The sequence below is a fragment of the Streptomyces sp. NPDC031474 genome (assembly GCF_055581185.1).
In genome coordinates, this window is record NZ_JBVIJX010000008.1 from 373,714 (window position 1) to 399,752 (window position 26,039).

Here is a 26,039-nt window from a genome sequence, read left to right on the forward strand (position 1 = left end):
CGAAAGGGTGCTGGTCGAACTTTCGCTGGCCCTCGGGCGGGCCGGAGAGGTGGTTCCCAATGGTGCACACGGCGAGCGCGAGCGTGACGGCCGGGCCGACCCTGGCGGTCGTGGCCCGCGAGGCGGGAGTGTCCGTACCGACCGCGTCCAAGGTGGTCAACGGCCGGGAGGACGTCGCCCCCGAGACCCGACGCCGGGTCACGGAGGCGTTGGACCGGCTCGGCTATGTGCGCAGACCGCGCTTCGACGCGACGAAGCCGCCCCGGCTGGTCGACCTCGTCGTGCACTCGCTGGACAGTTCCCGGTCGGGCGCGGTGCTGCACGGCGTGGAGGAGGCGGCGCACGACGCGGGTCTGGACGTGGTCGTCTCGGCCGCCTTGTCCCGCACCCGCGCCGGCCGCCCGCAGCGCGGCTGGCTGGACAAGCTGACCGTGCGGGGTTCGGCCGGAGTCCTGTTCAACCTGGCCGAGTTGACGGGCTCTCAGTTCGCCTGGCTGGAGCAGCACCGCACACCGTTCGTGATGATCGACCCGGTGGTCGAGCCGCCGCCCGGGGTGGTGTCGGTGGGGGCGGCGAACTGGCAGGGCGGGGTGACGGCGACCGAGCATCTGCTGGCACTCGGCCACGAACGCATCGCCGTGATCGCCGGCCCGCGCCGCAAGATGTGCAGCAGCGCCCGGGTCGCCGGCTACCGCTCGGCGCTGGCCTCGGCCGGGCTCGCGCAGCGCCCCGAATACCTGCGCAACGGAAGCTTCGACGAGTCCGTCGCGCACCGACGCATGCATGAACTGCTCGATCTGGCCGAGCCGCCGACGGCCGTCTTCGTCTGCTCCGACCGCATGGCCCTCGGGGTCTACCAGGCCCTGGCGGAACGGGGGTTGAGGATCCCCTACGACGTCAGCGTGGTCGGGTTCGACGACCTGCCGGAGTCCCGATGGACCACGCCCGCCCTCACCACCGTCCGTCAGCCGTTGGCGGAGATGGCGGCGACGGCCCTGCGGCTGCTGGTGCGGATGATGGACGGAGAGCGTCCGGAGGGAACGCGGACGGAGCTGTCGACGCGGCTCGTACAGCGGGCGAGCACGGCACCGCCGCGGGGCTGACGATCCGCGAGAGCCCAATGTCCTGACGGGGAAGCCGAGTTCAGTGCGAGTCTCGTTTCCCCGCGGTTTCCCAGCCGTGGCGGGACACACAGGGCAGCGGCACCGTCCGGGCGCGTACGCTCGGACGGGATGAACACCATTCCCGCACGCCTCGATCACATCGTCCTCGCAACGCCCGATCTGGCGACGACGGTCGCCGAGTTCGCCCGGCGCACGGGACTGACCCCGGCGCCGGGCGGAGTGCACGTCGGGCTGGGCACCCGCAACTACCTGGTAGGGCTGGGCGGTTGCGCCTACCTGGAGATCATCGGCCCGGATCCGGAGCAGCCCGTGCCGTCCCATGCGCGCCCCTTCCAGATGGACGGGTTGGCGGCGGCACGGACGACCACCTGGGCGATCAGCCCGCCCGATCTGGACGCGGCAGTCGCGGCCGCCCGTGCCCGGGGCTACGACACCGGTGAGGTACGGGAGATGAGCCGACGTCGTCCGGACGGCACCCTGCTTCGATGGCGGCTGACCGACGGCGGTGCCCCGCACCCGTCCGGTGTGGTGCCCTTCCTCATCGACTGGGGCACCACGCCCCACCCCTCCGCGTCGGGCCTGCCCGTCAGCCCCCTGCTGGAGCTGACCGCGACCGCCCCGGACCCCGAGGACGTACGTCCTCTGCTGAGCGCCCTCGGCACCGACCTCACCCTCACCGAGGGCCCGGCGGGTTTCTCGTTCACGGTGGACACGCCCAACGGCCCGATGACGTTCACCTGACCTGCGAGGCCGCTCTCAGCAGGCGCAGCCCTGTGGAACGGGTTTCCGGGGCGGACGTCCGTTTCCTTCAAGACCGGCTGCACCGGTCCTGTCTACCGTGGCCGTATGAGTCCACGATTCGATGCCATCGGCCTGGTCGTCTCCGACATGGCCGCCTCCGTTTCCTTCTACCGTCGGCTCGGGTTCGCCTTCCCTGAAGGTGCAGAGCGCGAGCCGCACACCGAGGCCGAACTGCCCGGTGGGCTCCGGCTGTTGCTGGATACCGAGGACACCGTCCGCTCGTTCCACCCGACGTGGCGGCCGCCGTCCGCAGGCGGCCGGGCGTCGCTCGCGCTGCGCTGCGCCACACCCGACGAGGTGGACGCCGTGTACGAGGAGCTGGTGGGCGCCGGCCACCCGGGCGAGCTGAAGCCGTGGGACGCCTTCTGGGGCCAGCGGTACGCCGTCGTGCACGATCCCGACGGCAACGGCGTCGACCTCTTCGCGCCGCTGGCCCCATAGCTCGGGGCCCTGACGCGGCACGGCCCCCTAGGGTCTGTCCGGCGGATCATGCCGCAGACGCGGGGAATGGCACGCCCTCCCCCACTCTCGGCTTCGCTCGAGCGGGAGGTGCCCCCACCGGCGTTGTCGTCGGTTGCCGACGCTCCGCGTCGACGCCCTCCTCCGCCTTGCAGTTGGACGCACCATTCCCCGCTCACCTGCGTTGATCAGGCACCGCTGCTTTCCTGCGACTTGATCCGCCGGACAGGCCCTATCGCAGCAGGTCGCCCAGTGTCCGGCCCGTGAACTCCCGTACGTCTCGGGAGAGATGGGCCTGGTCGGCGTAACCGGCGCGGGCCGCCGTGTCCGCGTACGGCACGCCCTTGCGGACCAGCGCGAGTGCGCGTTGCAGGCGCAGGATCCGGGCCAGCGTCTTGGGGCCGTAGCCGAAGGCCCCCAGCGAGCGGCGGTGCAACTGGCGAGCGCCGAGGCCGAGTTCGTCCGCTGTGGCGGCGACCGGACGGCCCGCCGCGAGCGCGGCGACCAGTCGACGCAGCGCGGGGTCGGGCGCAGCGGCCCGCTCCAGCGCCAGCGCCTCCAGTGCCGTCGCCGGGTGCGCCGCCGCAGCGACTCGGGCACTCAGGCGCCGCACCTCCGACACCGGCCAGAGATCGGCCAACTCCACGCGGCGGTCGCGCAGTTCGTGGGCGGGTACGCCGAGGAGGGTCGGCGCCGTGCCGGGGTAGAAGCGGATGCCCGCCCAAGGCGCGGGCGGGCCGTCGGGGGTGTACGCCCGGGTGTCCGGTCCGGCGACCAGCAGCCTGCCCTCGCTCCACAGCAGGTCCATGCAGCCGTCGGGCAGTACGGGAAGCATGAGGAACGCCGCCGACGGCGTGTTCGTCCACACCACCGCCCCGGCCAGCCGGGAGGCCCTCTCCTCGTACACGTACGCCAGGTTACGCCGCCGCGTCCGGGGGACCCGGGGGCCGACTGACCCGTACCCCCGCTTGAAGGCGGGCTCAGTCCGGAGGCTCACCCCTCAGGGAGCTGTTTCCTCCCCGATACCACTGTTTCCACCGCCCTCGCTGTTACCGCCGTTATCGCTGCTTCCGCCGTTACCAGTGCTGCCGCCGGACCCTCCGTGCTCCCCGTGGTCCCCGTGCCCTCCGTGGCCTTTCAAAGAGCTCTTCACATGTGTCCGGAACCGGCCCGTCACGTCCTCCGGCGGAAGGAAACGGGACCATCTTTCGGGGAACTCGGACGGCATGTCGGGGTCGTCGGGGTCGTCCTCCTCGTGGGAGCGGATCGCCGCCATGCGGGCGACGTACTCCGCGGCCTCCTCCTGCCGCAGCCGTTCGTTGGCGGCGCGGGCCGCGGCCGTCGCGGCGGCCGGCCAGACGCGGTCGATCGCGGCGTTGACGGCGGCGCCGACCAGCACGGCAAAGGCCGACACCCCGATCCACAGCAGTACGGCGACGGCGGCGGCGAGGGAGCCGTAGATGGTGGCGCCCTCGATCGTGTTCGTCAGGTAGATGCGCAGCAGGAAACTGCCCAGCACCCACATGGCGAGGGCGACGAGCGCGCCGGGCACGTCCTCGATCCACGGGGAGCGCACCGGCACGGAGACGTGGTAGAGCGTGGTCAGGAACGCGACGGACAGAACGATCACGACCGGCCAGTACAGGACCTGCACCACGGTCGTCGACCAGGGCACGATCCCCACCACCGCGTCCGGGCCTGCCACCATCAGCGGCAGCGCGACGGAGCCGATCAGCAGGGCCGCGACGAACAGCAGGAACGCCACCAGCCGCGTCTTGACGATGCCGCGCACGCCGTCGAGGCCGTACATCACGGTGATCGTGTCGATGAAAACGTTTACCGCACGCGAGCCCGACCACAGTGCGAACAGGAACCCGATGGAGATGACGTCGGGACGGCCGCCCTTCATCACGTCGTCGAGGATGGGCTGGGCGATCTGTCGGACGCCCTTGTCGGACAGGACCGTGCGCGAGGCCTCGAGAAGGTTGTTCTCCAGGCTGCTGATGCTGTCGGTGCCGGTCCAGTCGTCGACGTAGCCGAGCAGGCCGATGAGGCTGAGCAGCAGGGGCGGCACGGACAGCAACGTGAAGAAGGCGGCTTCGGCGGCCAGGCCGAGGATGCGGTACTCGATGCAGGAGTTGACGGTGTCCTTCAACAGCAGCCAGGCGGTCCGGCGCTTGGAAACGTTCCGGTAAAGGGCGCGCGCCCGGTGGAGACGCCCGGTGGGGCTCCCGGGTTGCTCGGGTGACTGACTTGCTGACTGCACTCCCTAAAGGTATCCGCCGTTCGGGGCTGCACTCACCTCCGGCAAGGCCGCGTCCCCGGGTCGGGGAGGCGGCGCGCGGGCTCCGGGTGGCCATTACCGTCGTACCCGGGGGTAGGTTCGGTCTATGGCAGGCAGCACGCACACCGTGACCAACCAGCCCCCGCCCCTGACCGGGTACGACGTCTACGGCACCGACCAGGCACTGGTGGCTGCCGTGGAGCGGCACCTGGATCCGGAGCTGCTCGACGAGGCGCGCGGCGAGTTGTCGGCGCTCGGGCGGGCGGCCGGATCGGCGCAGTTGCAGGAGTGGGCGGTGCAGGCCAACGAGTATCCGCCGAAACTGCGCACGCACGACCGTTACGGCCATCGCGTCGACGAGGTCGACTTTCATCCGGCGTGGCACCGGCTGCTCGGCAAGGGTGTCGGGGCGCAGCTGACGAATGCCTGGGGGCGGCCGGGCGGGCACGTGCGGCGGGCGGCGGGGTTCCTGGTGTGGACGCAGGTCGAGGCGGGCAACGGCTGTCCGTTGTCGATGACCCATGCGGCGGTGCCCGCGCTGCGCACCGATCCGGAGCTGGCGGCCGAGTGGGAGCCCCGGCTGACGTCCACGATCTACGACCGTGAGCTGCGCCCGGCGCGTCTGAAGGCGGGGGCGCTGTTCGGGATGGGGATGACGGAGAAACAGGGTGGCAGCGACGTACGGGCGAGCACGACCCTCGCCGCTCCGCTCGCCGAAGACGGGACGTACGAGCTGACCGGGCACAAGTGGTTCTGTTCGGCGCCGATGTCGGACGGTTTCCTGGTTCTCGCCCGGACGGCGCCGTTCCGGGAGGGAGGCGGGCTCACGTGTTTCCTCGTGCCGCGCGTGCTCGAAGACGGTACCCGTAACGTTTTCCGCCTCCAGCGGCTCAAGGGGAAGCTGGGGAACCGGTCCAACGCCTCCGGTGAGGTCGAGTTCGACGGGACGTGGGCGCGTCGGGTCGGTGAGGAGGGGCGCGGGGTGCGCACGATCATCGACATGGTCGCGGCGACGCGGCTGGACTGCGTGCTGGGTTCGGCGGGGTTGATGCGGCAGGCGGTGGCGCAGGCGATCCATCACTGCACCTACCGTGAGGCGTTCGGCGGAAAGCTCGTCGACAAACCGTTGATGCGCAATGTTCTGGCCGACCTCGCGCTGGAGTCGGAAGCGGCGACCGCGCTCGCGCTGCGGCTGGCGGCGGCCTACGACGACGGGGGCGAGCAGGAGCGGGCGCTGCTGCGGATCGCGGTTCCGGCGGCCAAGTACTGGGTGACCAAGCGCTGTGCGCCGGTGGCGGTGGAGGCGTCGGAATGCCTGGGTGGAAACGGTTACGTGGAGGAGTCGGGGATGCCCCGGCTGGTGCGTGAGTCGCCGCTGAACTCGGTGTGGGAGGGCGCCGGCAATGTCCAGGCGCTGGATGTGCTGCGGGCGCTGCAGCGGGAGCCGCAGGCGTTGAACGCGTATCTCCAGGAGGTGGGTCGGGCGCGTGGGGCCGATCACCGGCTGGACGGGGCGATCAAGGGCCTGCTGACGGAACTGGCGGATCTGGACGGCGTCGAGGGGCGGGCCCGGCGGCTGGCGGAGCGTTTCGCTCTGGTGCTTCAGGGTGCGCTGCTCGTTCGATTCGCGCCGCCGGAGGTCGCCGACGCGTTCTGCGCCTCGCGGCTGGGCGGGGACGGGGGTGCGGCCTTCGGCACGCTGCCCCACAGCCTGGACCTGGCGGCGGTCGTCGATCGGGCACAGCCTCGGCTTTGACCGCGTCGGCCTGAGGAAACGCGTGGAAACAGGAAGCGGGGGTGGTGCTGCGCCGACACGGCACCACCCCCGCCGCAATGGCCCTGCGAGGCCAGAATCGCCGCTCGGGGCGACGTGGCCCAAGTTTCAAACACTCTGTGGATGTTCACCAGGGTTGCAGGGGGTTGCAACCTGTCGGTGGTTGTGTCCGGACTCTGCCCCTCGGTCCCGCGTGAGCGGCAAGATGGGGCCTTCAGCAGGACCGGAAACAGGCGGTGCGCAAGCTTGACATCCGGTTGTCCGCCTGTGTGCTCCCCGGGAGGCCCAGTGGCGATGCCACCGATGAACATGCCGCAGCTCGCGGCCGTCGACGCCGCGCGGGCGGCTCGGGTGCTCAACGAGGTGCGTGACGCCCGGCTGGCCGGTCTGCCGGCGCGCCTCGCGCCGCGCCCTGTGATCGAGCAGTCCTGGGAGCGGATGCTGCGCAGCGGTGTCGATCCCGAGCACGATTTCAGAGCGGGGCTGCTCAGCACCGACGAGGTGCGGCGACGGCGGGAGGAGTCGCCGTTGCGGGAAGTGCTGCCGGTGTTGCGGGAAGGGTTGCTGTCGGTCGCGGACGTCGCCCATCACATCATGGTCGTCGCCGATGACGAGGGCCGGGTGCTGTGGCGCGAGGGCTGCAACCCGGTGCTGCGCAAGGCCGACGGGCTCGGTTTCGAACTGGGCGCGGACTGGGGCGAGGCCGTGGTCGGCACCAACGGGGTGGGCACGCCGGCGGTGGTGCGTCGACCCGTACAGGTGTTCGCCGCCGAGCACTTCGTGCGCTCGCACGCGGCCTGGACCTGCGCGGGCGCCCCGATCACCGACCCGCGCAACGGCCGGCTCCTCGGCGTGGTCGATGTCAGCGGCCCGCTGGAAACGATGCATCCGGCCACCCTCGCCTGGGTCGACTCGGTGGCGAAGCTCGCCGAGTCCAGGCTGCGGGAGAAACACCTGAACTCGCTGGAACGGCTGCGCGCGGTGGCGGCGCCGGTGCTGGCCCGGCTCGGCGGCCGGGCGGCGGCGGTGGACGGGGACGGCTGGACGGCCGCGGTGACCGGGATGCCGTATGCGAGCCGGATCGCACTGCCCAAGTCGCCGTCGCCGGGCCGCCGCTGGCTGCCGACGCTGGGGTTGTGCTCGATCGAGCCGCTGGCCGGGGGCTGGCTGGTGCGGTCCGTGGCCGATGCCGCCGAGCCGCTGCCGGGCGGCGCGACCCGGATCGTGCTGGACCTGACCCGGCCCCGGCGCTGGTCGGTGACGGTGTCGGGGGGTGCGGGGTCGTGGTCGCACGAGCTGAGTCCCCGGCACGCCGAGTTGCTCTACCTGCTGGCGACGCACCGTGGCGGCCGCAGCGCGGCGGGCCTGGCCGAGGACGTGTTCGGCGACTCGGGCCGTACGGTGACGGTACGGGCCGAGATGTCTCGGGTGCGGCGGTATCTGGGGGGTTTTCTGGAACACCAACCGTATCGTTTCTGCGAGGATGCCGAGGTCGAGGTGCTCCTTCCGGCCGATCCGATGGGCCTGTTGCCCCATTCGACCGCGCCCGCCGTGGTGAGGAACCGGGCGTCGGCACCATAGCCACCATGGCCCACCGGAGTCCTTCCGATGGCATCTTCCGCATATTTGCGGGGTCTTCGTCCTCAAAGGCGGCCTACTGCCGTAGCATCCCTCTACGGGTCACCCCACCTGCTCCTCGGTCAACGTACGGATCATCAGGCGCAGTTGGCCCGCCTCGGGAGGACGAATGAAGCATCGCGGCCGACACCGTCGGCGCAGGCGAGGCAGGGTACTGCGCGCGTTCCTGTCCGGAACGGCTCTCGCGCTCACCGCTGCCGCCACCATGATCAGCGCTTCCCAGGCCACGGTGACCGACGACGGCCCCGGCGCTCTGAAACCGCTTACCGCCACGGCCGACACCGCGAAACTGCGACTGACGGAGAACCTGGTGCCGCAGGCCTCCCTGAACCGCCTCGCCGCGGGAATGGGCCGGCCGGTCGGCGTCAGCGCGGTGCTGGAGGGCGCCGACCGCACGATGCGGGACGCGATCGACTGCTCGCCCGCCGAACGCAGGGCCCTGCCGGTCTCCCCCGAGGCCACCCGTGCGTACTGCTGGAACACGGACGACACCGAGGGCTGGCAGCCGGGCGCGGTCACCACGTCGGGGGACGCGGACGACGACGGCGCCTGGGGTGCGAACCGGGTGATCCTCTCCGGCTGGTCGCGCAGCGGCGGCACGGCTGCCGACCGGGGCCTGGCCCGGGTCGGCTTCGTGAACGCGGGAGACCTGAACCACCTCTCCTACACCTGGGCCCTGCTCGCCGTCCCGGTCGCCGACGGGCGTGACTACCGAGGTCTGGTCTCCCATGTCTCCGGGATGGTCTGGTACCAGGACAAGTTGCTGGTCACGGCCGACGACGGGCAGCGGACCGCGCTGTACGTCTACGACATGAACCGTGTCCAGCGCGCCACCGTGGTGAGCGATGCGGTCGGCCGGGTCCCGGGCGGCTGGTCGGCAAACGGTTACCGCTTCGTCCTGCCGGCCATCGGCTCCTATGAGCTGAGCGGTGGTTCCGACGCCCCGCACCCCGCAACCGTTTCCCTCGACCGCAGCACGGCGCCGGACAGCCTGGTGGCCGGGGAGTGGACCCTCGACGACGGCGACCGGGGCGCCCGCCTGTGGCGCTACCCCTTCAGCACCGCCCCCGGGCACGCCGGGCTGCTCGCCGCCGGCGCCACGGGGCGGGTAGGGGCCTCGGAGGCGTACGAGACGAAGGTGACGGGCGTACGGGGCGTGCTGTCGTACGGATCCCAGTGGTACGTGACCCGCGCCGCCGGCCCGCAGGACGAGCACGGGACGCTGTGGCGGCAGACCGCCGGCAGGGCGCACGGCGAGGCAGACAGCAAGGCGGACCGGGCACGGGCCGCGAAGTGCGGTACCGCGGAAACACACAGCTGCTGGAGTGCCCGCACCGAATCCCTTTCCTACTGGGCGGAGACCGGTGAGGTCTGGACCCAGTCGGGGCGGGTGCTCTTCGCGCTGCCCCTGGCATCGATCGACAGAACAAGCAGGTAAATGATTCCCTGGCGGGCATGACCAACATTCCCGTGACCACCTGGTCCTTGGAGCAGACCGATCCGACCGACCTCCTCCCGGCCGCCGCGCCCGAGGACGACGTCCGGATCGTCCGCTCCGAGGTCCCCTCCCCCGAGTTCAGCCGTTTCCTGTACGCGTCCGTCGGCGGGGACATCCGCTGGATCGACCGGCTGCGCTGGACGTACGCGCAGTGGCAGGAGCACCTGGCGCGCCCGGGGGTCGAGACATGGGTCGCGTACGACCGGGGCACTCCGGCCGGATACGTGGAGTTGGAGCCGCAGGACGACGGAGTCGTGGAGATCGTTTACTTCGGTCTGATCCCGGCTTTCCGGGGGCGGCGGATCGGCGGCCACCTGCTGTCGTACGGCGTCGCCCGCGCATGGGAGCTCGCGGACCGCTGGCCCGGACTGCCGCAGACCAAGCGGGTGTGGCTGCATACGTGCAGCCTGGACGGTGAGCACGCCATGGACAACTATCAGCGGCGCGGTTTCAAACTGTTCGACACCAAGGTCGAGGAGCGGCCCGAGGTGTCCGCGCCGGGCCCCTGGCCGGGCGCGTTCCCGGCCTGATCCGCCGCGCATACCCGCTACGACCTGCGCGGACAAGAGCTCGCGCAGGGCATGTGATCGACGCCACCCTTGTCTCGCATTTCGGGACAAGGGTGTCCGCATCGCGGACGAAGCTGGACTGTGTCCAGATCGCCGTGACACGCTTTCGTCATGTCCGGAACTGGAATTGCCTTGGTGAGTCGGCGACACGTCGACCTCGGCCGCATGTCCAGCGCCATCTGTCCGGCGAGCTGAGCCGCACCGCCGCCGCTTTCCGCACGCTTTACGCCTCCTCCCTGCGCGATGATGCGCACGTATGTCTTCGTGCGCCCGTATGCGCAGGTCAGAGACCCTCCCGCCTGTCCCGAAGGACGTATCAACCATGGCCGCCACCCCGCAGAACCCTGCCGCCGCGACTCCCCGCCGCAAGGTGAGCCGTCACCGCGGTGAGGGCCAGTGGGCCGCGGGGCACCACACCCCGCTGAACGGCAACGAGCAGTTCAAGAAGGACGACGACGGTCTCAATGTGCGGACACGCATTGAGACGATCTACTCCAAGCGGGGCTTCGACTCGATCGACCCCAACGACCTGCGTGGACGTATGCGCTGGTGGGGCCTGTACACCCAGCGCAAGCCCGGGATCGACGGCGGCAAGACCGCGATCCTGGAGCCGGAGGAGCTGGACGACAAGTACTTCATGCTGCGGGTGCGGATCGACGGCGGACGCCTCACCACCCAGCAGCTGCGCGTGATCGGCGAGATCTCCGAGGAGTTCGCGCGCGGCAGCGCGGACATCACCGACCGGCAGAACATCCAGCTGCACTGGATCCGCATCGAGGACGTGCCGGAGATCTGGAACCGGCTGGAGGCCGTCGGGCTGTCCACCACCGAGGCCTGCGGCGACTGCCCGCGTGTGGTCATCGGCTCGCCGGTCGCCGGCATCGCCGAGGACGAGATCATCGACGGCACGTCCGCCATCGACGAGATCCACGAGCGGTACATCGGCAGCAAGGAGTTCTCCAACCTGCCGCGCAAGTTCAAGACGGCGATCTCCGGCTCCCCGCTCCTGGACGTCGTCCACGAGATCAACGACATCGCGTTCGTCGGCGTCGAGCACCCCGAGCACGGCCCCGGCTTCGACCTGTGGGTCGGCGGCGGCCTGTCCACCAACCCCAAGCTCGGCGTCCGGCTCGGCGCCTGGGTGCCGCTGGACGAGGTGCCCGAGGTGTGGGCCGGTGTGGTCGGCATCTTCCGCGACTGGGGCTACCGCCGCCTGCGTACGCGCGCCCGTCTGAAGTTCCTCGTCGCCGACTGGGGCCCGGAGAAGTTCCGCCAGGTCCTGGAGGACGACTACCTGAAGCGGAAGCTGGTCGACGGTCCCGCGCCCGCCGAGCCCTCGGGCCGCTGGCGCGACCACGTCGGCGTGCACCGCCAGCAGGACGGCCGTTTCTACGTCGGGTTCGCCCCGCGCGTCGGCCGCGTCGACGGCGCCACGCTCACGAAGATCGCCGAGGTCGCCGAGGCCCACGGCTCGGGCCGGGTCCGCACCACCGTCGAGCAGAAGATGATCATCCTCGACGTCGAGGAGGCGCAGGTCGAGCCGCTGGTCGAGGCGCTTCAGGCGCTGGACCTGACGGCCAAGCCGTCCCCCTTCAGGCGCGGCACCATGGCCTGCACCGGCATCGAGTACTGCAAGCTCGCCATCGTCGAGACCAAAGCGCGGGGCTCCCAGCTGATCGACGAACTGGAGCGCCGCATCCCGGAGTTCGACGAGCCGATCACCATCAACCTCAACGGCTGCCCGAACGCCTGCGCCCGTATCCAGGTCGCGGACATCGGTCTCAAGGGCCAGCTGGTCCTCAACGACCAGGGCGAGCAGGTCGAGGGCTACCAGGTGCACCTGGGCGGCGCGCTCGGCCTGGAGGCCGGGTTCGGCCGCAAGGTGCGGGGCCTGAAGGTCACCTCCGCGGAGCTGCCCGACTACGTCGAGCGCGTCCTCAAGCGGTTCCAGGCCGAGCGCAAGGAAGGCGAGCGGTTCGCCGCCTGGGCCTCGCGTGCGTCCGAGGAGGCCCTCTCATGAGCGAGCGGGCTGCCCCCTTCTACTGCCCCTACTGCGGCGACGAGGACTTGCGTCCCAGCGAGCAGGGTCACGGCGCGTGGGAATGCGCCGCGTGCAACCGCGCCTTTCAGCTGAAGTTCCTCGGGCTGCTCGCCCGTGGACTTCAGCACTCCGAAGCAGGGGGAGACGAGATATGACCGCGGTGAAGGAAGAGCAGACGACCGAGGACCTGAAGGCGCTCGCCGAGCAGGCGGGCCGTGACCTGGAGGACGCCTCCGCGCTGGAGATCCTCCAGTGGGCGGTGGACACCTTCGGCAAGCAGTTCTGCGTGACGTCCTCCATGGAGGACGCCGTGGTCGCGCACCTGGCGTCGCGGGTCCTCAAGGGCGTGGACGTGGTGTTCCTCGACACCGGTTACCACTTCCCCGAGACCATCGGCACCCGGGACGCGGTCGAGGCCGTGATGGACGTCAACGTCATCACGCTCACCCCGCGTCAGACGGTCGCCGAGCAGGACGCCGAGTACGGGCCGAAGCTGCACGACCGCGACCCCGATCTGTGCTGCAAGCTGCGCAAGGTGCAGCCGCTGGAGGAGGGCCTCAAGGGCTACCGCGCCTGGGCCACCGGCCTGCGGCGCGACGAGTCGCCGACCCGGGCGAACACTCCGGTCGTCGGCTGGGACGAGAAGCGCCAGAAGGTCAAGATCTCGCCCATCGCCCGCTGGACCCAGGACGACGTGGACGCGTACGTCACCGAGCACGGCGTGCTGACCAACCCCCTGCTGATGGACGGTTACGCGTCCGTCGGGTGCGCCCCCTGCACCCGCCGGGTCCTGGAGGGCGAGGACGCACGCGCCGGCCGCTGGGCCGGCCGGGCGAAGACCGAGTGCGGGCTGCACGGCTGACCACGATGACCGCGACTGCCACGAACACGCCCACCCCCACGCCGACCCCCACTTCTACGAACCGGGAGAACCACGTGACGACCGGAGCCACCGTCTGGCTCACGGGTCTGCCGAGTGCCGGCAAGACCACCATCGCGTACGAGCTGGCCGACCGGCTGCGCGAGGAGGGCCACCTCGTCGAGGTGCTCGACGGCGACGAGATCCGCGAGTTCATCTCCGCGGGCCTCGGCTTCAGCCGTGAGGACCGGCACATCAACGTGCAACGCATCGGTTTCCTGGCCGAGTTGCTGGCCCGTAACGGTGTGAAGACGCTTGTTCCGGTGATCGCGCCGTACGCGGACAGCCGCGAGGCGGTGCGCAAGCGGCACCAGGAGGGCGGCACCGCTTACCTGGAGGTGCATGTGGCCACTCCGGTCGAGGTGTGCTCGGTCCGTGACGTGAAGGGCCTGTACGCCAAGCAGGCGGCGGGCGAGCTGACCGGGCTCACCGGGGTCGACGACCCGTACGAGGCGCCCGAGGCGCCCGATCTGCGGATCGAGTCCCAGGACCAGACCGTGCAGGAGTCCGCGGCGTCGGTGTACGCCCTGCTCAGCGAGAGGGGACTGGCATGACGACGACCGTCGCCGAAACCGAGGAGGGCACGGCCAGCCCGTACGCCCTCAGCCACCTGGACTCGCTGGAGTCCGAGGCGGTGCACATCTTCCGTGAGGTGGCGGGCGAGTTCGAGCGGCCGGTGATCCTGTTCTCCGGCGGCAAGGACTCCATCGTCATGCTGCACCTCGCGCTGAAGGCGTTCGCCCCGGCGGCGATCCCCTTCTCGCTGCTGCACGTGGACACCGGACACAACTTCCCCGAGGTGCTCGAGTACCGCGACCGCGTGGTCGCCGCACACGGCCTGCGCCTCCATGTGGCCTTGGTGCAGGACTACATCGACCGCGGTGCGCTGAAGGAACGGCCCGACGGAACGCGTAACCCGCTGCAGACGCTTCCGCTGACCGAGAAGATCCAGTCGGAGAAGTTCGACGCCGTCTTCGGCGGCGGCCGGCGGGACGAGGAGAAGGCGCGCGCGAAGGAGCGGGTGTTCTCCCTGCGCGACGAGTTCTCCCAGTGGGACCCGCGCCGCCAGCGCCCCGAGCTGTGGAACCTCTACAACGGGCGGCACGCGCCCGGCGAGCACGTGCGCGTCTTCCCGCTCAGCAACTGGACCGAACTCGACGTCTGGCAGTACATCGCCCGCGAGGGCATCGAGCTGCCGGAGATCTACTTCGCGCACGAGCGGGAGGTGTTCCAGCGCGCTGGGATGTGGCTGACCGCCGGTGAGTGGGGCGGCCCGAAGGACGGGGAAACGGTGGAGAAACGCCTCGTCCGTTACCGGACCGTCGGTGACATGTCCTGCACCGGTGCCGTCGACTCCGACGCGGTGACGCTGGACGACGTCATCACCGAGATCGCCGCCTCCCGGCTCACCGAGCGCGGCGCGACCCGCGCCGACGACAAGATGTCCGAGGCCGCGATGGAAGACCGCAAGCGCGAGGGGTACTTCTAAGCATGAGCACGATCACCTCCGAGGAACTCTCGGCCACGACCCTGCTGCGGTTCGCCACCGCCGGTTCCGTCGACGACGGCAAGTCCACCCTGGTGGGCCGGCTGCTGCACGACTCCAAGTCGATCCTCAGCGACCAGCTGGAGGCCGTGGAGCGCGTCTCGGCGAGCCGCGGCCAGGACACCCCCGACCTGGCGCTCCTCACCGACGGTCTGCGCGCCGAACGCGAGCAGGGCATCACCATCGACGTGGCCTACCGCTACTTCGCCACGCCCCGGCGCCGGTTCATCCTCGCCGACACCCCCGGTCACGTGCAGTACACCCGCAACATGGTGACGGGCGCCTCCACGGCCGAGCTGACGGTGATCCTGGTCGACGCCCGTAACGGGGTCGTGGAGCAGACCCGTCGGCACGCGGCGATCGCGGCTCTGCTGCGGGTTCCGCACGTCGTGCTCGCCGTCAACAAGATGGACCTCGTCGAGTACCGGGAAAGCGTCTTCGCGGCGATCGCCGAGGAGTTCACGGCGTACGCCGGCGAGCTCGGCGTTCCCGAGGTCACCGCGATCCCGATCTCGGCGCTCGCCGGGGACAACGTGGTGGATCCCTCGGCGAACATGGACTGGTACGGCGGGCCGACCTTCCTGGAACACCTGGAAACGGTTCCCGTCAGTCACGACCTGGCGCACTGCCACGCGCGGCTGCCCGTGCAGTACGTGATCCGGCCGCAGACGGCCGAGCACCCGGACTACCGGGGCTACGCGGGCCAGATCGCGGCCGGCACGTTCCGGGTGGGCGAGGCGGTGACGGTGCTGCCGTCCGGCCGTACCTCGACGATCTCCGGCATCGACCTGCTGGGCGAGCCGGTGGAAGTGGCGTGGACGACCCAGTCGGTGACCGTGCTGCTCGCGGACGACATCGACATCTCGCGCGGCGACCTGATCGTGCCCACCAAGGACGCGCCGCCCACCACACAGGACGTCGAGGCGACCGTGTGCCATGTGGCCGACCAGCCACTGACGGTCGGGCACCGGGTGCTGATCAAGCACGGCACCCGTACCGTCAAGGCGATCGTCAGGGACATCCCGTCCCGTCTCACGCTCGACGACCTGTCCCTGCACCCGCACCCCGGACAGCTCGTCGCCAACGACATCGGCCGGGTGAAGATCCGCACGGCACAGCCGCTTCCGGTGGACTCCTACGCGGACTCGCGCCGTACGGGCTCGTTCATCCTGATCGACCCTGCCGACGGCACCACGCTCACCGCGGGCATGGTCGGCGAGTCGTTCGCGTCGCCGGTGCCGGTCAAGGACGAGTCCGACGACGACGGTTGGGACTTCTGAGACATGAACTCCACCGATTTCTACTCCACGTTCGCGAAGGAGGGCGGCCGCATCGGCAGCGGCGCCCTCGGCAGCGGGCAGGGCGGGGTGGCGCGATGTGCGCGCTGACGTACGCGCACTGCCTGCGCGCCCTCTCCCCCCACCCGACGTCCCGGAAGCGACGAAGACCCTTTGCCGATTTCCCGGCCACGACCTGAAAAGCCGTGACCGCCGGGCCAACGAGAGGAACCCCTCCCGTGCCTGCCAACCGCTCATTTCTCCTCCGCCGCGGCGCCGCCGTGGCCGCCGCACTCCCCCTTCTCGCCCTCGCCGCCTGCGGTTACGGTTCCGAGTCCAAGGACGACAACGCCAACGAGAAGGTCGCCGCCGGGGCGCAGAAGATCGACGGGCTCGACACCGTCAAGATCGGCTACTTCGGCAACCTGACGCACGGGACCGCGCTGGTCGGCCGTGAACAGGGCATCTTCCAGAAGGAGCTGGGCGCCACCAAGGCGTCGTACGCGACCTTCAACGCCGGTCCGTCCGAGATCGAGGCATTGAACGCCGGTTCCATCGACATCGGCTGGATCGGTCCCTCGCCGTCGATCAACGGTTACACGAAGTCCGACGGAAAGAGCCTGCGCATCATCGGCGGTTCGGCGTCCGGCGGGGTGAAGCTGGTCGTCAACCCGGACAAGGTCAAGTCCCTGAAGGACGTCAAGGGCAAGAAGATCGCGACGCCTCAGCTCGGAAACACGCAGGACGTGGCGTTTCTGAACTGGATCGCGGAGCAGGGCTGGAAGGTCGACGCGCAGAGCGGCAAGGGTGATGTCACCGTTGTGCGCAGTGACAACAAGGTGACTCCGGACGCTTTCAAGGCGGGTTCGCTCGACGGCGCCTGGGTGCCGGAGCCGACCGCGTCCAAGCTGGTCGCCGAGGGCGGCAAGGTGCTGCTCGACGAGGCGTCGCTGTGGCCCGACAAGAAGTTCGTGATCACGAACATCATCGTGTCGCAGAAGTTCCTCACGGCACACCCGAAGGTCGTCGAGGCCGTGCTGAAGGGCTCGGTCGAGACCAACAAGTGGATCAACGCCAACCCGGCGGAGGCCAAGGCAGCGGCGAACAAGCAGCTGGAGGCGGACTCCGGCAAGGCGCTGCCCACGAAGGTCCTGGACCCGGCGTGGACGTCGATCCAGTTCATCAACGACCCGTTGGCCTCCACCCTCAACACCGAGGCGGCGCACGCGGTCAAGGCGGGCCTGCTGAAGCAGCCCGACCTCAAGGGCATCTACGACCTGACGCTCCTGAACAAGGTCCTCAAGGCCGAGGGCGAGCCCGCGGTCGACGACGCCGGTCTCGGCATCGGCTGATCGAGTCCGATGAGTTCCCAGGAGGTGACGACCATGGCCACGACCTTCGCCAAGGCCGCAGAGTCCACCGAGTCCGTGGAGTACGCGGCACGCCTTGAGCACGTCTCGAAGTCCTTCGCGGGACCGGGCGGGCAGCAGCTCGTCCTGGACGACATCACCCTCGATGTCGCTCCCGGCGAGTTCGTCACCCTCCTGGGGGCCTCGGGCTGCGGCAAGTCCACGCTGCTCAACCTGGTGGCGGGGCTCGACGAGCCCACCGCCGGGTCCATCACGACCCACGGCCGCCCGGCCCTGATGTTCCAGGAGCATGCTCTCTTCCCGTGGCTGACCGCGGGCAAGAACATCGAGCTCGCCCTGAAGCTCAGGGGGGTCGCGAAGCCCGAGCGGCGCGGCAAGGCCGAGGAGCTGCTCGAACTGGTCCGGTTGAAGGGCGCGTACGGCAAGCGCGTACACGAACTCTCCGGCGGTATGCGGCAGCGGGTGGCGATGGCCCGCGCCCTCGCGCAGGAAAGCCAACTGCTGCTGATGGACGAGCCGTTCGCGGCGCTGGACGCCATCACCCGGGACGTGCTGCACGACGAGCTGACCCGGATCTGGGAGGAGACGGGGCTGTCCGTCATGTTCGTCACGCACAACGTGCGCGAGGCGGTGCGGCTCGCACAGCGTGTCGTCCTGTTGTCCTCCCGGCCCGGCCGGGTGGCGCGCGAGTGGACGGTCGACATCCCGCAGCCGCGCCGGATCGAGGACGCCCCCGTGGCGGAACTGTCCATCGAGATCACCGAAGTCCTGCGTGGGGAGATCCGCCGTCATGGCCAGCACTGAGACGAAGACGACGGTGACGAAGGCGTCCACGGAGCTGGCCGGGGTGGAGGCGGGCCTCGACGCGCTCGACGTGGTCGCGCCGACCGTCCGCACGCCCTTCCGGCGGACGTTCGTCGACAAGATCCTGCCGCCGATCATCGCGACCGCGCTGCTGCTGGTCGTCTGGCAGATCACCTTCAAGGTGGTCGACGATCCGACGAAGCTGGTCTCGCCGCTGGACGTGTGGCACACGCTGCGGGACGCCTGGCTCGAGGGCAAGCTGCTCGGTTACATCTGGACCAGCGTCTCGCGCGGTCTGCTCGGCTTCCTCTTCGCGCTGGCCATCGGCACCCCGCTGGGTCTGCTGGTGGCGCGGGTGAAGTTCGTGCGGGCGGCGATCGGCCCGATCCTGTCCGGTCTGCAGTCGCTGCCGTCGGTGGCGTGGGTGCCGCCGGCCGTGCTGTGGCTGGGTCTGAACAACTCCATGATGTACGCGGTGATCCTGCTCGGCGCGGTGCCCTCCATCGCGAACGGGCTGGTGTCGGGCGTCGACCAGGTGCCGCCGCTGTTCCTGCGGGCGGGCCGCACGATGGGCGCCACGGGTCTGCGGGGAACCGTTTACATCACGTTGCCGGCCGCGCTGCCGGGCTATGTGGCGGGTCTGAAGCAGGGCTGGGCGTTCTCGTGGCGCTCGCTGATGGCGGCGGAGATCATCGCGTCCTTCCCGGATCTCGGCGTCGGTCTCGGTCAACTGCTGGAGAACGGCCGCAACGCCAGTGACATGTCGATGGTGTTCGAGGCGATCCTGCTCATCCTGTTCGTCGGTATCGCCATCGACCTGCTGATCTTCAGCCCGCTTGAGCGGTGGGTGCTGCGCAGCCGCGGTCTGCTGGTGAAGGGCTGAGCCGAAGTCCCATGCACAGGAAACCGTTTCCCCCCGCGCTTGTGGTGATCGCCCACGGCAGCCGCGATCCGCGGCATGCCAGAGCCGTCCATGCCCTGGTGCGGCGGGTACGGTCGCTGCGGCCGGGGTTGCGCGTGGAGACCGGTTTCCTGGACTTCACCCTCCCGTCCGTCCACGGGGTGCTGGAGTCGCTGGCGGCGCAGGGCGCGCGTGACGTCGTGGCGCTGCCGCTGCTGCTGACCCGCGCGTTCCATGCGAAGGCCGACATCCCGGCGGTCCTGCGCGAGGCGCCGGCGCAGCTGCGCATCAGGCAGGCCGAGGTCCTCGGTCCCTCGCCGCTGCTGCTCGCCGCCCTGGAACGACGGTTGTACGAGGCGGGGTTGACGCCCGCCGACAAGTCCTCGACCGGGGTCGTACTGGCCTCGGCGGGGTCCACGGACCCGGAGGCGATCGCAGTGATCGCAGAAATCGCGCGGGAGTGGCGGCGCACCGGTTGGTGTGCCGTGCGACCTGCGTTCGCCTCCGCGTCTCTCCCGCGCACCGAGGACGCGGTCCGCGAACTGCGGGCACTGGGCTGCTCTCGGGTCGCCGTCGCACCGTACGTCCTGGCCCCGGGCTTCCTGCCGGACCGCATCGCGCGCGGCGCGGCGGAGGCGGACGTCCTGGCCGAGGTGCTGGGCCCGGCGCCGGAGGTGGCGCGGGTGCTGCTGGAGCGGTACGACGCGGCACGGACGCCGGCGCTGACGGCCGTCGGCGCCTGACCGGCGGCGGACGCCGTCAGCGACGCCGGCCCCGCCGGCCCTCACTGCGGCGGAGGTCCGATCAGGGGCGGGCCGCCGTTCCCGTACCACCCGGCCGCGCGGCGGAGTCCGTCTCGTCGACCAGTCGGATCAGCTCCCCCACCGGCAGCGACCCCGGTGCCCGGCGTTCGCTTGCGAACCGGTTCGCAAGCCGTTGCAGCAACTCGTTCAGCGGGGTCGGCACGTCGTGCAGACGGCCGAGAAGCGCGATCTCGCCGTTGAGGTAGTCGGCCTCGATGCTGCCGGCGCCGCGGCTGAGGGACTGCCAGGAGGAGCCGCCGCCGCGCGGGGCGCCGTCCAGCGGGACGAGGGTGACCTTGTTCCCGCGTACCGCCTGCTCTTCCTCGGCGCCCGTGTACGCGATCCCGGCGGCGTGCAGCACGGCCTCGCCCTCGGCCCGCACGCGTTCGAACAGGGCCTGGGCGTCGGGGTCGTCGATCGGGCCGCTCACCGCTTCCAGGGCGTTGGCGAGGTTGGACAGCAGTTTCGCGTACTGCCAGCGGGAGACGTCCGCTGCGACCGGCGCCTCGAAGCGCGCCTTCTCCAGGTCGGCGGCGATACGGCGGGCCGTGTCGTCGGTGCCGTGCGGATAGCGGCCGAGGTGGAGGATGCCGGTGAGCGGGGTGCCGGCGGCGGAGACGACGCCGGGCTCGACATGAGTGGCGGGCAGCCAGACGCAGACGCCGTAGACGTGCCGGAAGCGCCGCAGGGCCAGGCGCGGGCTCTCCACGCCGTTCTGCGCACAGACCAGCGGCAGGCGCTCGGCGGCCGTGCCGCCGCCCGCCACCGGAGCCGGGCCCCACGCCTGGAGTGCCGACTCGCTGTCCTGGGTCTTGACGGCGAGGACGAGGACGTCGTCGGCGCGCAGTGTGCCGAGTGCGTCCGGTCCTTCGACGACGGGCAGCCGGTGTGTCAGCTCGCCCTCCGGCACCCTGAGCCGCAGTCCGTGCTCGCCGAGGGCCGCGCCGTGCGCGCCGCGCGCGACCAGCACGACCTCCCGTCCGGCCTCGGCCAGCCGTCCGCCGATCGTGCCCCCGACCGCTCCTGCTCCGATGATGACGTAGCGCATGGGACGAGCCTCGCACAGTCGTGCGCGGGGTCAGACTCGGGTCATCTCCACCAGCTTGACGACGGTGTTCCAGTTCCGGGTTGTGGCGATGAGCCCCTTGTTGAGGCGGGGCCTGGACAGTTGCTCGGCGAGCTTGGAGCGGCCGAGACCGTCGGGGGCGTACAGGTACAGGACGCGGTCGCCGAGGCGGAACTCCTCGGGGAGATGGGCGTCGCGGTCGATGCCGGCGTAGCGCTCCTCGTCGACGGGGGCGGAGAAGTAGGTGACGTGAAGCTGCTTGGCCTGAAGTTCGGCGGCCGGGAACGGACAGGCGTCGACAACCGCTTTCAGAAACGCGTGGTCACGCACGAGGACGTCGACGCCGAACCCGAAGTGTTTCTCGATCGCGGCCGTGATCTCGGCGGCGAGGCTTTCCTCGTTTCCGTGGTCGCTGGAGAAGACGGCCTGGCCGCTCTGGAGGTAGGTGCGCACGTCTCCGAGGTCCAGGCCCTCCAGCAGGGTGCGCAGTTCGGCCATCGGGACCTTCTTGCTGCCGCCCACGTTGATGCCGCGCAGCAGGGCCGCGTACGTCGTCGTCGTCATCCGCACACCCTAAGCGGCCGCCGCACCCGTGGGTGTGGGCACGGTGGCCCCGGCGCCTTCGCCGTCGGCCGGACCCTGATCAACAGCCCCGAGAACTCCGGATAGATGTAAGGGGCCGCTGTCCTCCCCAGCGGTGAGAGGGCGGGGTCCGACGGGAGGAGTCGGGGATCCGGCAGGTCACCGGCCAGCACGAGGAGAAGGCCTTATCCAGCCCATACCTTCGAATCAAAAGGTGGCGGCAGGGGGCTGTCACCGCATCACAAGGGGGCAGGCCCGTCATGGGGAACGGAGACACACGGGTGCGGGGCATCGCCGCGCGGGCCGGCGGCTGGAGTGCCCGGCACCGATGGGCCGCCGTGGGGATCTGGGTACTGTTCGTCGTCCTGGCCATGGGGATCGGCTCGGCGGCGGGCACGGTCGAGGTCAAGGACAGTGACCAGTTGTCGGGCGAGACCCGCACGGCCGCGCGGATCATCGAGGACGCCGGGATCGACGAGCCGGCCAGTGAGACCGTCCTCATCCAGTCCAAGGACGGTTCCGTCAAGGCCACGGACGCCGAGTTCAAGGCGGCCGTCGCCGCGGTCGTCAAGGCCGTCGACGGGACGGGCGCGGTCACCGACGTGACCTCGCCCTACGACTCGCACACGATCTCCAAGGACGGCCGCAGCGCGCTCGTCCAGTTCGACATGCGGGGCGACTCCGACACCGCGGGCGACCGGGTCGAGCCGGTGCTGGCGGCCGTGGAGGGTGTCGGGAAGGAGCACTCCTCGCTGCGGATCGAGGAGATCGGCGGCGCCAGCATGATGAAGACCTTCAACGACGCGTTCGGCGACGACTTCCAGCAGGCCGAGTTCTCCGCCGTGCCGGTGGCCCTGGGCATCCTGCTGATCGCCTTCGGCGCGCTGGTGGCGGCGCTGCTGCCGGTGGCGCTCGCGATGACCGCGATCATGGCGACGATGGGTCTGATGAGCATCGTCAGCCACATCCAGCCGATGGACGACCAGGCGAGCTCCGTGATGCTGCTGGTCGGTCTGGCCGTGGGCGTCGACTACTGCCTGTTCTACCTGCGCCGGGAGCGCGAGGAGCGGGCCGCCGGACGTGATCCGGAAACCGCGCTCAGGATCGCCGCGGCGACCAGCGGCCGCGCTGTGATCGTCTCCGGTGTCACGGTGTGCGTGGCGATGGCGGGCATGATGTTCACCGGGCTCGCCACGTTCCAGGCGATGGGTCTGGCCTCTTTGATGGTGGTCGCCGTCGCCATGGTCGGTTCGGTGACCGTTCTCCCGGCGTTGCTGTCGCTGCTCGGCGAGCGGGTGGAGAAGGGACGCATTCCGTTTCTGCACCCGGACAAGCGCCGCAAGAAGGCGGGCGGCCGGCCCGCCGCGGAGGGCAGCCGGTTCTGGAGCGCCGTCCTCAAGGTCGTCCTCGCCAAGCCCGCGGTCTCGCTGGTCGTCGCGGCCGGTGCGTTGCTCGCGATCGCCGCTCCGGCAGTGGGCATGAAGACGCAGAACCTCACGCTGGACCAGGAGTTCGGCGACTCGCTGCCCATCGTGCAGACCTACAACCGGGTCAACGACGCCTTCCCGGGCGGTTCCGAGCCCGCCGAAGTGATCGTCAAGGCGGACGACATCAACGCCGCCGAGGTGAAGACCGCGCTGGAACAGTTCAAGGAGCAGGCGGTCAGCTCGGGCGCCTCCCTGGGCCCCGTCGAGATCAAGCTGCACGACGCGCAGAACATCGCCTACGTGTACGTTCCGCTGGTCGGCGGCTCCGACCTGGACAAGGCGGGTGCCAGCCTGGACAAGCTGCGCGACGAGGTGCGGCCCGCGACGCTCGGCAAGGTCGACGGCCTGCAGGCGCCGATCACCGGACAGGTGGCCGGTTCACAGGACTTCAACGACCAGTTGGGCGGAGCCGTCGCCCCCGTCTTCGCGTTCGTCGTGGTCTTCGCCTTCCTGCTGATGCTGCTGTCGTTCAGGTCGCTGACGATCGCGGTCACCTCGATCGCGCTCAACCTGCTGTCGGTGGGCGCGGCGTACGGCATCCTCGTGGCCGTCTTCCAGCACGGCTGGGGCGCGTCGCTGGTGGGCGCGGAGGGCGTCGGCGCCATCATCACCTGGCTGCCGCTCTTCCTCTTCGTGATCCTGTTCGGCCTGTCGATGGACTACCACGTGTTCGTCGTCTCGCGGATCCGCGAGGCACGGATGCGGGGCCGTACGACGAACGAGGCCATCGAGCACGGTGTCGTCACCACGGCGGGTGTGGTGACCAGTGCCGCCGTCATCATGGTGGCCGTGTTCGCGATCTTCGGAACGCTGTCCATGCAGTCCATGAAGCAGATGGGCGTGGGTCTGGCGGCCGCGGTCCTGATCGACGCGACGATCATCCGGGGTGTGCTGCTCCCGGCCGTGATGGCACTGCTCGGCGAGCGCAACTGGTACCTGCCGAAGTGGCTGCACCGGCTGCCCGACCTCACGCACGACGAGTCGCCGCAGGCGCTCGCCCCGGTGACCCGGGACGACGAGGGCGAGCCGCTGAGGGTCTGACGGTCCGAGTGCTCCGGGAGCTCCCTGACTACCCGACCTCCCCGATTTCCCCGACCTTCCTCAAGCTCCTGAACCACCTTGAACCGAGGGCCCGTTGACTTACCGGGGTAGTCAACGGGCCCTCATTCTCCGTTCTCAGATTCTCCGTTCTCAGCGGGGGAGTCCGGCCTCGACGAGATCCGCCGCCCTTCGGGTGCCGCCCTCGTTCGCCATCTCCGCCCGGATCCGCTGGAGCCGGACGGCGACCTCCGGGTCGTCGACGAGTGCGAGGGCGGCCTCCCGCAGGGCCTCGGCCGTCGCGTCCGAGGCAGCGATGTGCCGGGCTACCCCGAGCCCCTGCAGCACGTCCGCGTTGCCGAACTGGTCGACGGCCTGCGGTACGGCGATCATCGGTGTGGCCGTGGCGAGCCCCTCCTGGCTGCCGCCGGCGCCGGCGTGCGTGACGAACAGGTCGGCCTTCCTCAGCACCCCCAACTGCGGTACCCAGGACCGTACTTCGACGTTGTCGGGTACGACGCCCAGCGCGGCGGGGTCGACGTGCCGGCCGATCTGGAGCACGAGGTGCCAGCCGGGCAGTCCGCCGAAGGCCCGCACGCACTCCCGATAGAAGTCCGGCCGGTCGGTGAAGGTCGAGCCCAGCGAGACGAGTACGGCCTTCTCCGCGCCGGCGGGCCGGGTCCAGTCACCCTCGGACGCGCGGTCGCCCTGGCAGGACCCGACGAACGTGTACACGCTTTCGTCGACCCGGTCGGCGTGCGGCTGCAACGCTCGGGGGATCAGCACGAGGGAGCGGGCGGGGTGGCCGGCGAAGTCGTCGGGGTGCTGGGTGATCCCGTTCTCCTCCAGCCAGGCATGGAAGCGGGCGTAGTAGGCCTTTCCGCGCGCTGTCTTCTTCGGCTCGGCCCACATCGGTTCGGCGACCTCCTTCTCATAGCCCTTCCAGGCCACGAGGTTGGGCGAGAGGGAGATCGCCGGGACGCCCCAGCGGTGGGCGAGGACACGGGCCGGGTAGGAGGTGATGTCGTGCAGGACGAGGTCCGGCTCGTCCCCGTCGTAGGCCTCGATCAGCTGGGGCAGTGCCTGGATCGCGTCGGCGAGGAAGGGTTCCACGTTGTCCAGGAGGGTGTCTCCCCAGGCGGAGGGATCGTCGTCGGGTGAGGGCAGAGTCGAGTGCCACGGCTTGACCTCGGCACCGGTTCCGGCGACCTTGTCGGCGAAGACGGGCGGGATCGCGTACGTCACCCGGTGCCCGCGCGCGACGAGTTCGCGGATCACTTCGAGGCTGGGGTTCACGTGGCCGTGGGCGGCGATGGAGAACATGGCGATATGGGCGGGGCGACCGGTCATGCCGACGACCGTAGGCGAGACGATACGTCTCGTGCAATTCAATTGAGCGGGTCCGCGACCTGCCCGGTCGAGAGGTCGGGGCAGGGTGCGCGCATCACAGGCCGGGGCAACCCGCGCCGGATCCCTCGACGCTTTGGCCGGCCGCGGTCGTCACCGTCACGGTCACCGTCTTGATCTCGGGGCCGACGGTGCGACGGGCGTCGACCGCTGTGCAGATCAGCTGTGCCGCGGCGAGCTTGGTCAACTCTTCGGTGACGGAGCTCAGTTGGATCGCCACCTTGTCCTCACTCGTGGTCACCCGCACGGAGGCCGACTCCGCGCCCTGGGTGGCGGGGGCCACGGACGGATCCACGGTGGGCACTCCGGGCTGCTCGGTGGCAGGGGCAGCATTCAGGAAGGACGACCAGGAGTACATCTGTGGCAGCAGCGTGGTCAGGCTCTTCGCCCGTTCCACGTCCGTCGGTCCCGACAGGAGCGCCTCCACGGCCGACTCGACGTCGACCTGTCCGGCGACCCTGCGGGGGACGGCGACCAGGGCGCCGTCGGCGACGAGGTAGACCCGTACCGTCGGCGTGATCCCGTGGGCGGGCCCGCCCGCCTCCACCACGCCGGTCGAGGGAATGCCGCAGGAGACCAGCGTGCACAGGCCCGGGACGCACAGGAGCACGGCTCGGGACACAGCTCGGGACACGGCTCGGGACACGATCC

24 protein-coding genes and 1 pseudogene are annotated in these 26,039 nt (G+C 70.3%); 19 read left to right on the forward strand and 6 right to left on the reverse strand.

Features of this window, described 5'->3' with window-relative positions; all coding sequences use genetic code 11:
- The first annotated feature begins 59 nt into the window (after positions 1 to 59).
- The 3 genes from ACZ5SK_RS18885 (at position 60) to ACZ5SK_RS18895 (ending at position 2,366) form a co-directional block, all read left to right on the forward strand.
- On the forward strand, positions 60 to 1,103 hold the full coding sequence (locus ACZ5SK_RS18885; protein ID WP_334576185.1) for a LacI family DNA-binding transcriptional regulator: 1,044 nt from the start codon (positions 60 to 62) through the stop codon (positions 1,101 to 1,103).
- Between the two features lie 129 nt (positions 1,104 to 1,232).
- Entirely contained in the window at positions 1,233 to 1,865 is a 633-nt protein-coding gene (locus ACZ5SK_RS18890; protein WP_334576186.1) for a VOC family protein, read from the forward strand.
- 105 nt (positions 1,866 to 1,970) lie between these two features.
- The gene (locus ACZ5SK_RS18895; protein WP_334576188.1) at positions 1,971 to 2,366 is read left to right on the forward strand and encodes a VOC family protein; all 396 of its coding nucleotides are present in this window, start codon (positions 1,971 to 1,973) and stop codon (positions 2,364 to 2,366) included.
- 250 nt (positions 2,367 to 2,616) lie between these two features.
- On the opposite strand, the gene ACZ5SK_RS18900 is transcribed toward ACZ5SK_RS18895, so the two are convergent.
- Together ACZ5SK_RS18900 and ACZ5SK_RS18905 are read right to left on the reverse strand one after the other, a co-directional pair.
- Positions 2,617 to 3,291 carry a helix-turn-helix domain-containing protein gene (locus tag ACZ5SK_RS18900; RefSeq protein WP_334576189.1) on the reverse strand — a complete coding sequence of 225 codons (675 nt, stop codon included), beginning with the start codon at positions 3,289 to 3,291 and terminating at the stop codon, positions 2,617 to 2,619.
- 93 nt (positions 3,292 to 3,384) lie between these two features.
- Positions 3,385 to 4,650: a YihY/virulence factor BrkB family protein gene (locus ACZ5SK_RS18905; RefSeq protein ID WP_334576190.1), complete on the reverse strand. Its 1,266-nt coding sequence runs from the start codon at positions 4,648 to 4,650 to the stop codon at positions 3,385 to 3,387.
- Between the two features lie 124 nt (positions 4,651 to 4,774).
- Here ACZ5SK_RS18905 and ACZ5SK_RS18910 point away from each other — a divergent pair, with 124 nt between their 5' ends.
- The 15 genes from ACZ5SK_RS18910 (at position 4,775) to ACZ5SK_RS18980 (ending at position 19,748) form a co-directional block, all read left to right on the forward strand.
- Complete coding sequence (locus ACZ5SK_RS18910; RefSeq protein ID WP_334576191.1) at positions 4,775 to 6,424, forward strand: acyl-CoA dehydrogenase family protein; 1,650 nt, start codon at positions 4,775 to 4,777, stop codon at positions 6,422 to 6,424.
- A gap of 321 nt (positions 6,425 to 6,745) precedes the next feature.
- Positions 6,746 to 8,023 carry a helix-turn-helix domain-containing protein gene (locus ACZ5SK_RS18915; protein WP_334576193.1) on the forward strand — a complete coding sequence of 426 codons (1,278 nt, stop codon included), beginning with the start codon at positions 6,746 to 6,748 and terminating at the stop codon, positions 8,021 to 8,023.
- A gap of 166 nt (positions 8,024 to 8,189) precedes the next feature.
- Positions 8,190 to 9,518 carry a hypothetical protein gene (locus ACZ5SK_RS18920; RefSeq protein WP_361705424.1) on the forward strand — a complete coding sequence of 443 codons (1,329 nt, stop codon included), beginning with the start codon at positions 8,190 to 8,192 and terminating at the stop codon, positions 9,516 to 9,518.
- 17 nt (positions 9,519 to 9,535) lie between these two features.
- Complete coding sequence (locus ACZ5SK_RS18925; RefSeq protein WP_468576311.1) at positions 9,536 to 10,108, forward strand: GNAT family N-acetyltransferase; 573 nt, start codon at positions 9,536 to 9,538, stop codon at positions 10,106 to 10,108.
- A 150-nt stretch (positions 10,109 to 10,258) separates the two neighbouring features.
- Positions 10,259 to 10,342 (forward strand): putative leader peptide, encoded by an 84-nt coding sequence (locus tag ACZ5SK_RS18930; RefSeq protein WP_309486338.1) that lies wholly within the window; start codon positions 10,259 to 10,261, stop codon positions 10,340 to 10,342.
- A gap of 127 nt (positions 10,343 to 10,469) precedes the next feature.
- The gene (locus ACZ5SK_RS18935) at positions 10,470 to 12,167 is read left to right on the forward strand and encodes a nitrite/sulfite reductase (RefSeq protein WP_361705420.1); all 1,698 of its coding nucleotides are present in this window, start codon (positions 10,470 to 10,472) and stop codon (positions 12,165 to 12,167) included.
- Entirely contained in the window at positions 12,164 to 12,343 is a 180-nt protein-coding gene (locus ACZ5SK_RS18940; protein WP_030940226.1) for a hypothetical protein, read from the forward strand. Before ACZ5SK_RS18935 ends, ACZ5SK_RS18940 begins: the two co-directional genes overlap by 4 nt.
- Positions 12,340 to 13,050, forward strand: a complete 711-nt coding sequence (locus ACZ5SK_RS18945; RefSeq protein WP_334576199.1) for a phosphoadenylyl-sulfate reductase — start codon at positions 12,340 to 12,342, stop codon at positions 13,048 to 13,050. The genes ACZ5SK_RS18940 and ACZ5SK_RS18945 overlap by 4 nt, the downstream gene beginning before the upstream one ends.
- 5 nt (positions 13,051 to 13,055) lie before the next feature.
- On the forward strand, positions 13,056 to 13,661 hold the full coding sequence (gene cysC / locus ACZ5SK_RS18950; RefSeq protein ID WP_334576200.1) for an adenylyl-sulfate kinase: 606 nt from the start codon (positions 13,056 to 13,058) through the stop codon (positions 13,659 to 13,661).
- On the forward strand, positions 13,658 to 14,596 hold the full coding sequence (gene cysD, locus ACZ5SK_RS18955) for a sulfate adenylyltransferase subunit CysD (RefSeq protein WP_334576202.1): 939 nt from the start codon (positions 13,658 to 13,660) through the stop codon (positions 14,594 to 14,596). Before cysC ends, cysD begins: the two co-directional genes overlap by 4 nt.
- A 2-nt stretch (positions 14,597 to 14,598) precedes the next feature.
- Complete coding sequence (locus ACZ5SK_RS18960; RefSeq protein WP_334576203.1) at positions 14,599 to 15,933, forward strand: sulfate adenylyltransferase subunit 1; 1,335 nt, start codon at positions 14,599 to 14,601, stop codon at positions 15,931 to 15,933.
- A gap of 236 nt (positions 15,934 to 16,169) precedes the next feature.
- Positions 16,170 to 17,282 (forward strand): aliphatic sulfonate ABC transporter substrate-binding protein, encoded by a 1,113-nt coding sequence (locus ACZ5SK_RS18965; RefSeq protein WP_334576204.1) that lies wholly within the window; start codon positions 16,170 to 16,172, stop codon positions 17,280 to 17,282.
- A 9-nt stretch (positions 17,283 to 17,291) separates the two neighbouring features.
- On the forward strand, positions 17,292 to 18,104 hold the full coding sequence (locus ACZ5SK_RS18970; protein ID WP_334576206.1) for an ABC transporter ATP-binding protein: 813 nt from the start codon (positions 17,292 to 17,294) through the stop codon (positions 18,102 to 18,104).
- The gene (locus ACZ5SK_RS18975; protein WP_334576207.1) at positions 18,091 to 18,987 is read left to right on the forward strand and encodes an ABC transporter permease; all 897 of its coding nucleotides are present in this window, start codon (positions 18,091 to 18,093) and stop codon (positions 18,985 to 18,987) included. Before ACZ5SK_RS18970 ends, ACZ5SK_RS18975 begins: the two co-directional genes overlap by 14 nt.
- Before the next feature lie 11 nt (positions 18,988 to 18,998).
- Complete coding sequence (locus tag ACZ5SK_RS18980; protein WP_468576313.1) at positions 18,999 to 19,748, forward strand: sirohydrochlorin chelatase; 750 nt, start codon at positions 18,999 to 19,001, stop codon at positions 19,746 to 19,748.
- A gap of 61 nt (positions 19,749 to 19,809) precedes the next feature.
- On the opposite strand, the gene ACZ5SK_RS18985 is transcribed toward ACZ5SK_RS18980, so the two are convergent.
- Both ACZ5SK_RS18985 and ACZ5SK_RS18990 read right to left on the reverse strand, forming a co-directional pair.
- Positions 19,810 to 20,856 carry a ketopantoate reductase family protein gene (locus ACZ5SK_RS18985; RefSeq protein WP_334576210.1) on the reverse strand — a complete coding sequence of 349 codons (1,047 nt, stop codon included), beginning with the start codon at positions 20,854 to 20,856 and terminating at the stop codon, positions 19,810 to 19,812.
- A gap of 30 nt (positions 20,857 to 20,886) precedes the next feature.
- Entirely contained in the window at positions 20,887 to 21,438 is a 552-nt protein-coding gene (locus tag ACZ5SK_RS18990) for a DUF1697 domain-containing protein (RefSeq protein WP_334576211.1), read from the reverse strand.
- A 278-nt stretch (positions 21,439 to 21,716) separates the two neighbouring features.
- Between ACZ5SK_RS18990 and ACZ5SK_RS18995 the strand changes: the two genes are divergently transcribed.
- On the forward strand, positions 21,717 to 23,984 hold the full coding sequence (locus ACZ5SK_RS18995) for an MMPL family transporter (protein WP_334576212.1): 2,268 nt from the start codon (positions 21,717 to 21,719) through the stop codon (positions 23,982 to 23,984).
- Between the two features lie 150 nt (positions 23,985 to 24,134).
- On the opposite strand, the pseudogene mgt reads toward ACZ5SK_RS18995, so the two are convergent.
- Together mgt and ACZ5SK_RS19005 are read right to left on the reverse strand one after the other, a co-directional pair.
- Positions 24,135 to 25,374: pseudogene (gene mgt, locus ACZ5SK_RS19000) on the reverse strand (macrolide-inactivating glycosyltransferase).
- Positions 25,375 to 25,425: 51 nt separating this feature from the next.
- Positions 25,426 to 26,022: a hypothetical protein gene (locus ACZ5SK_RS19005; RefSeq protein WP_468576315.1), complete on the reverse strand. Its 597-nt coding sequence runs from the start codon at positions 26,020 to 26,022 to the stop codon at positions 25,426 to 25,428.
- Positions 26,023 to 26,039: the final 17 nt, after the last annotated feature.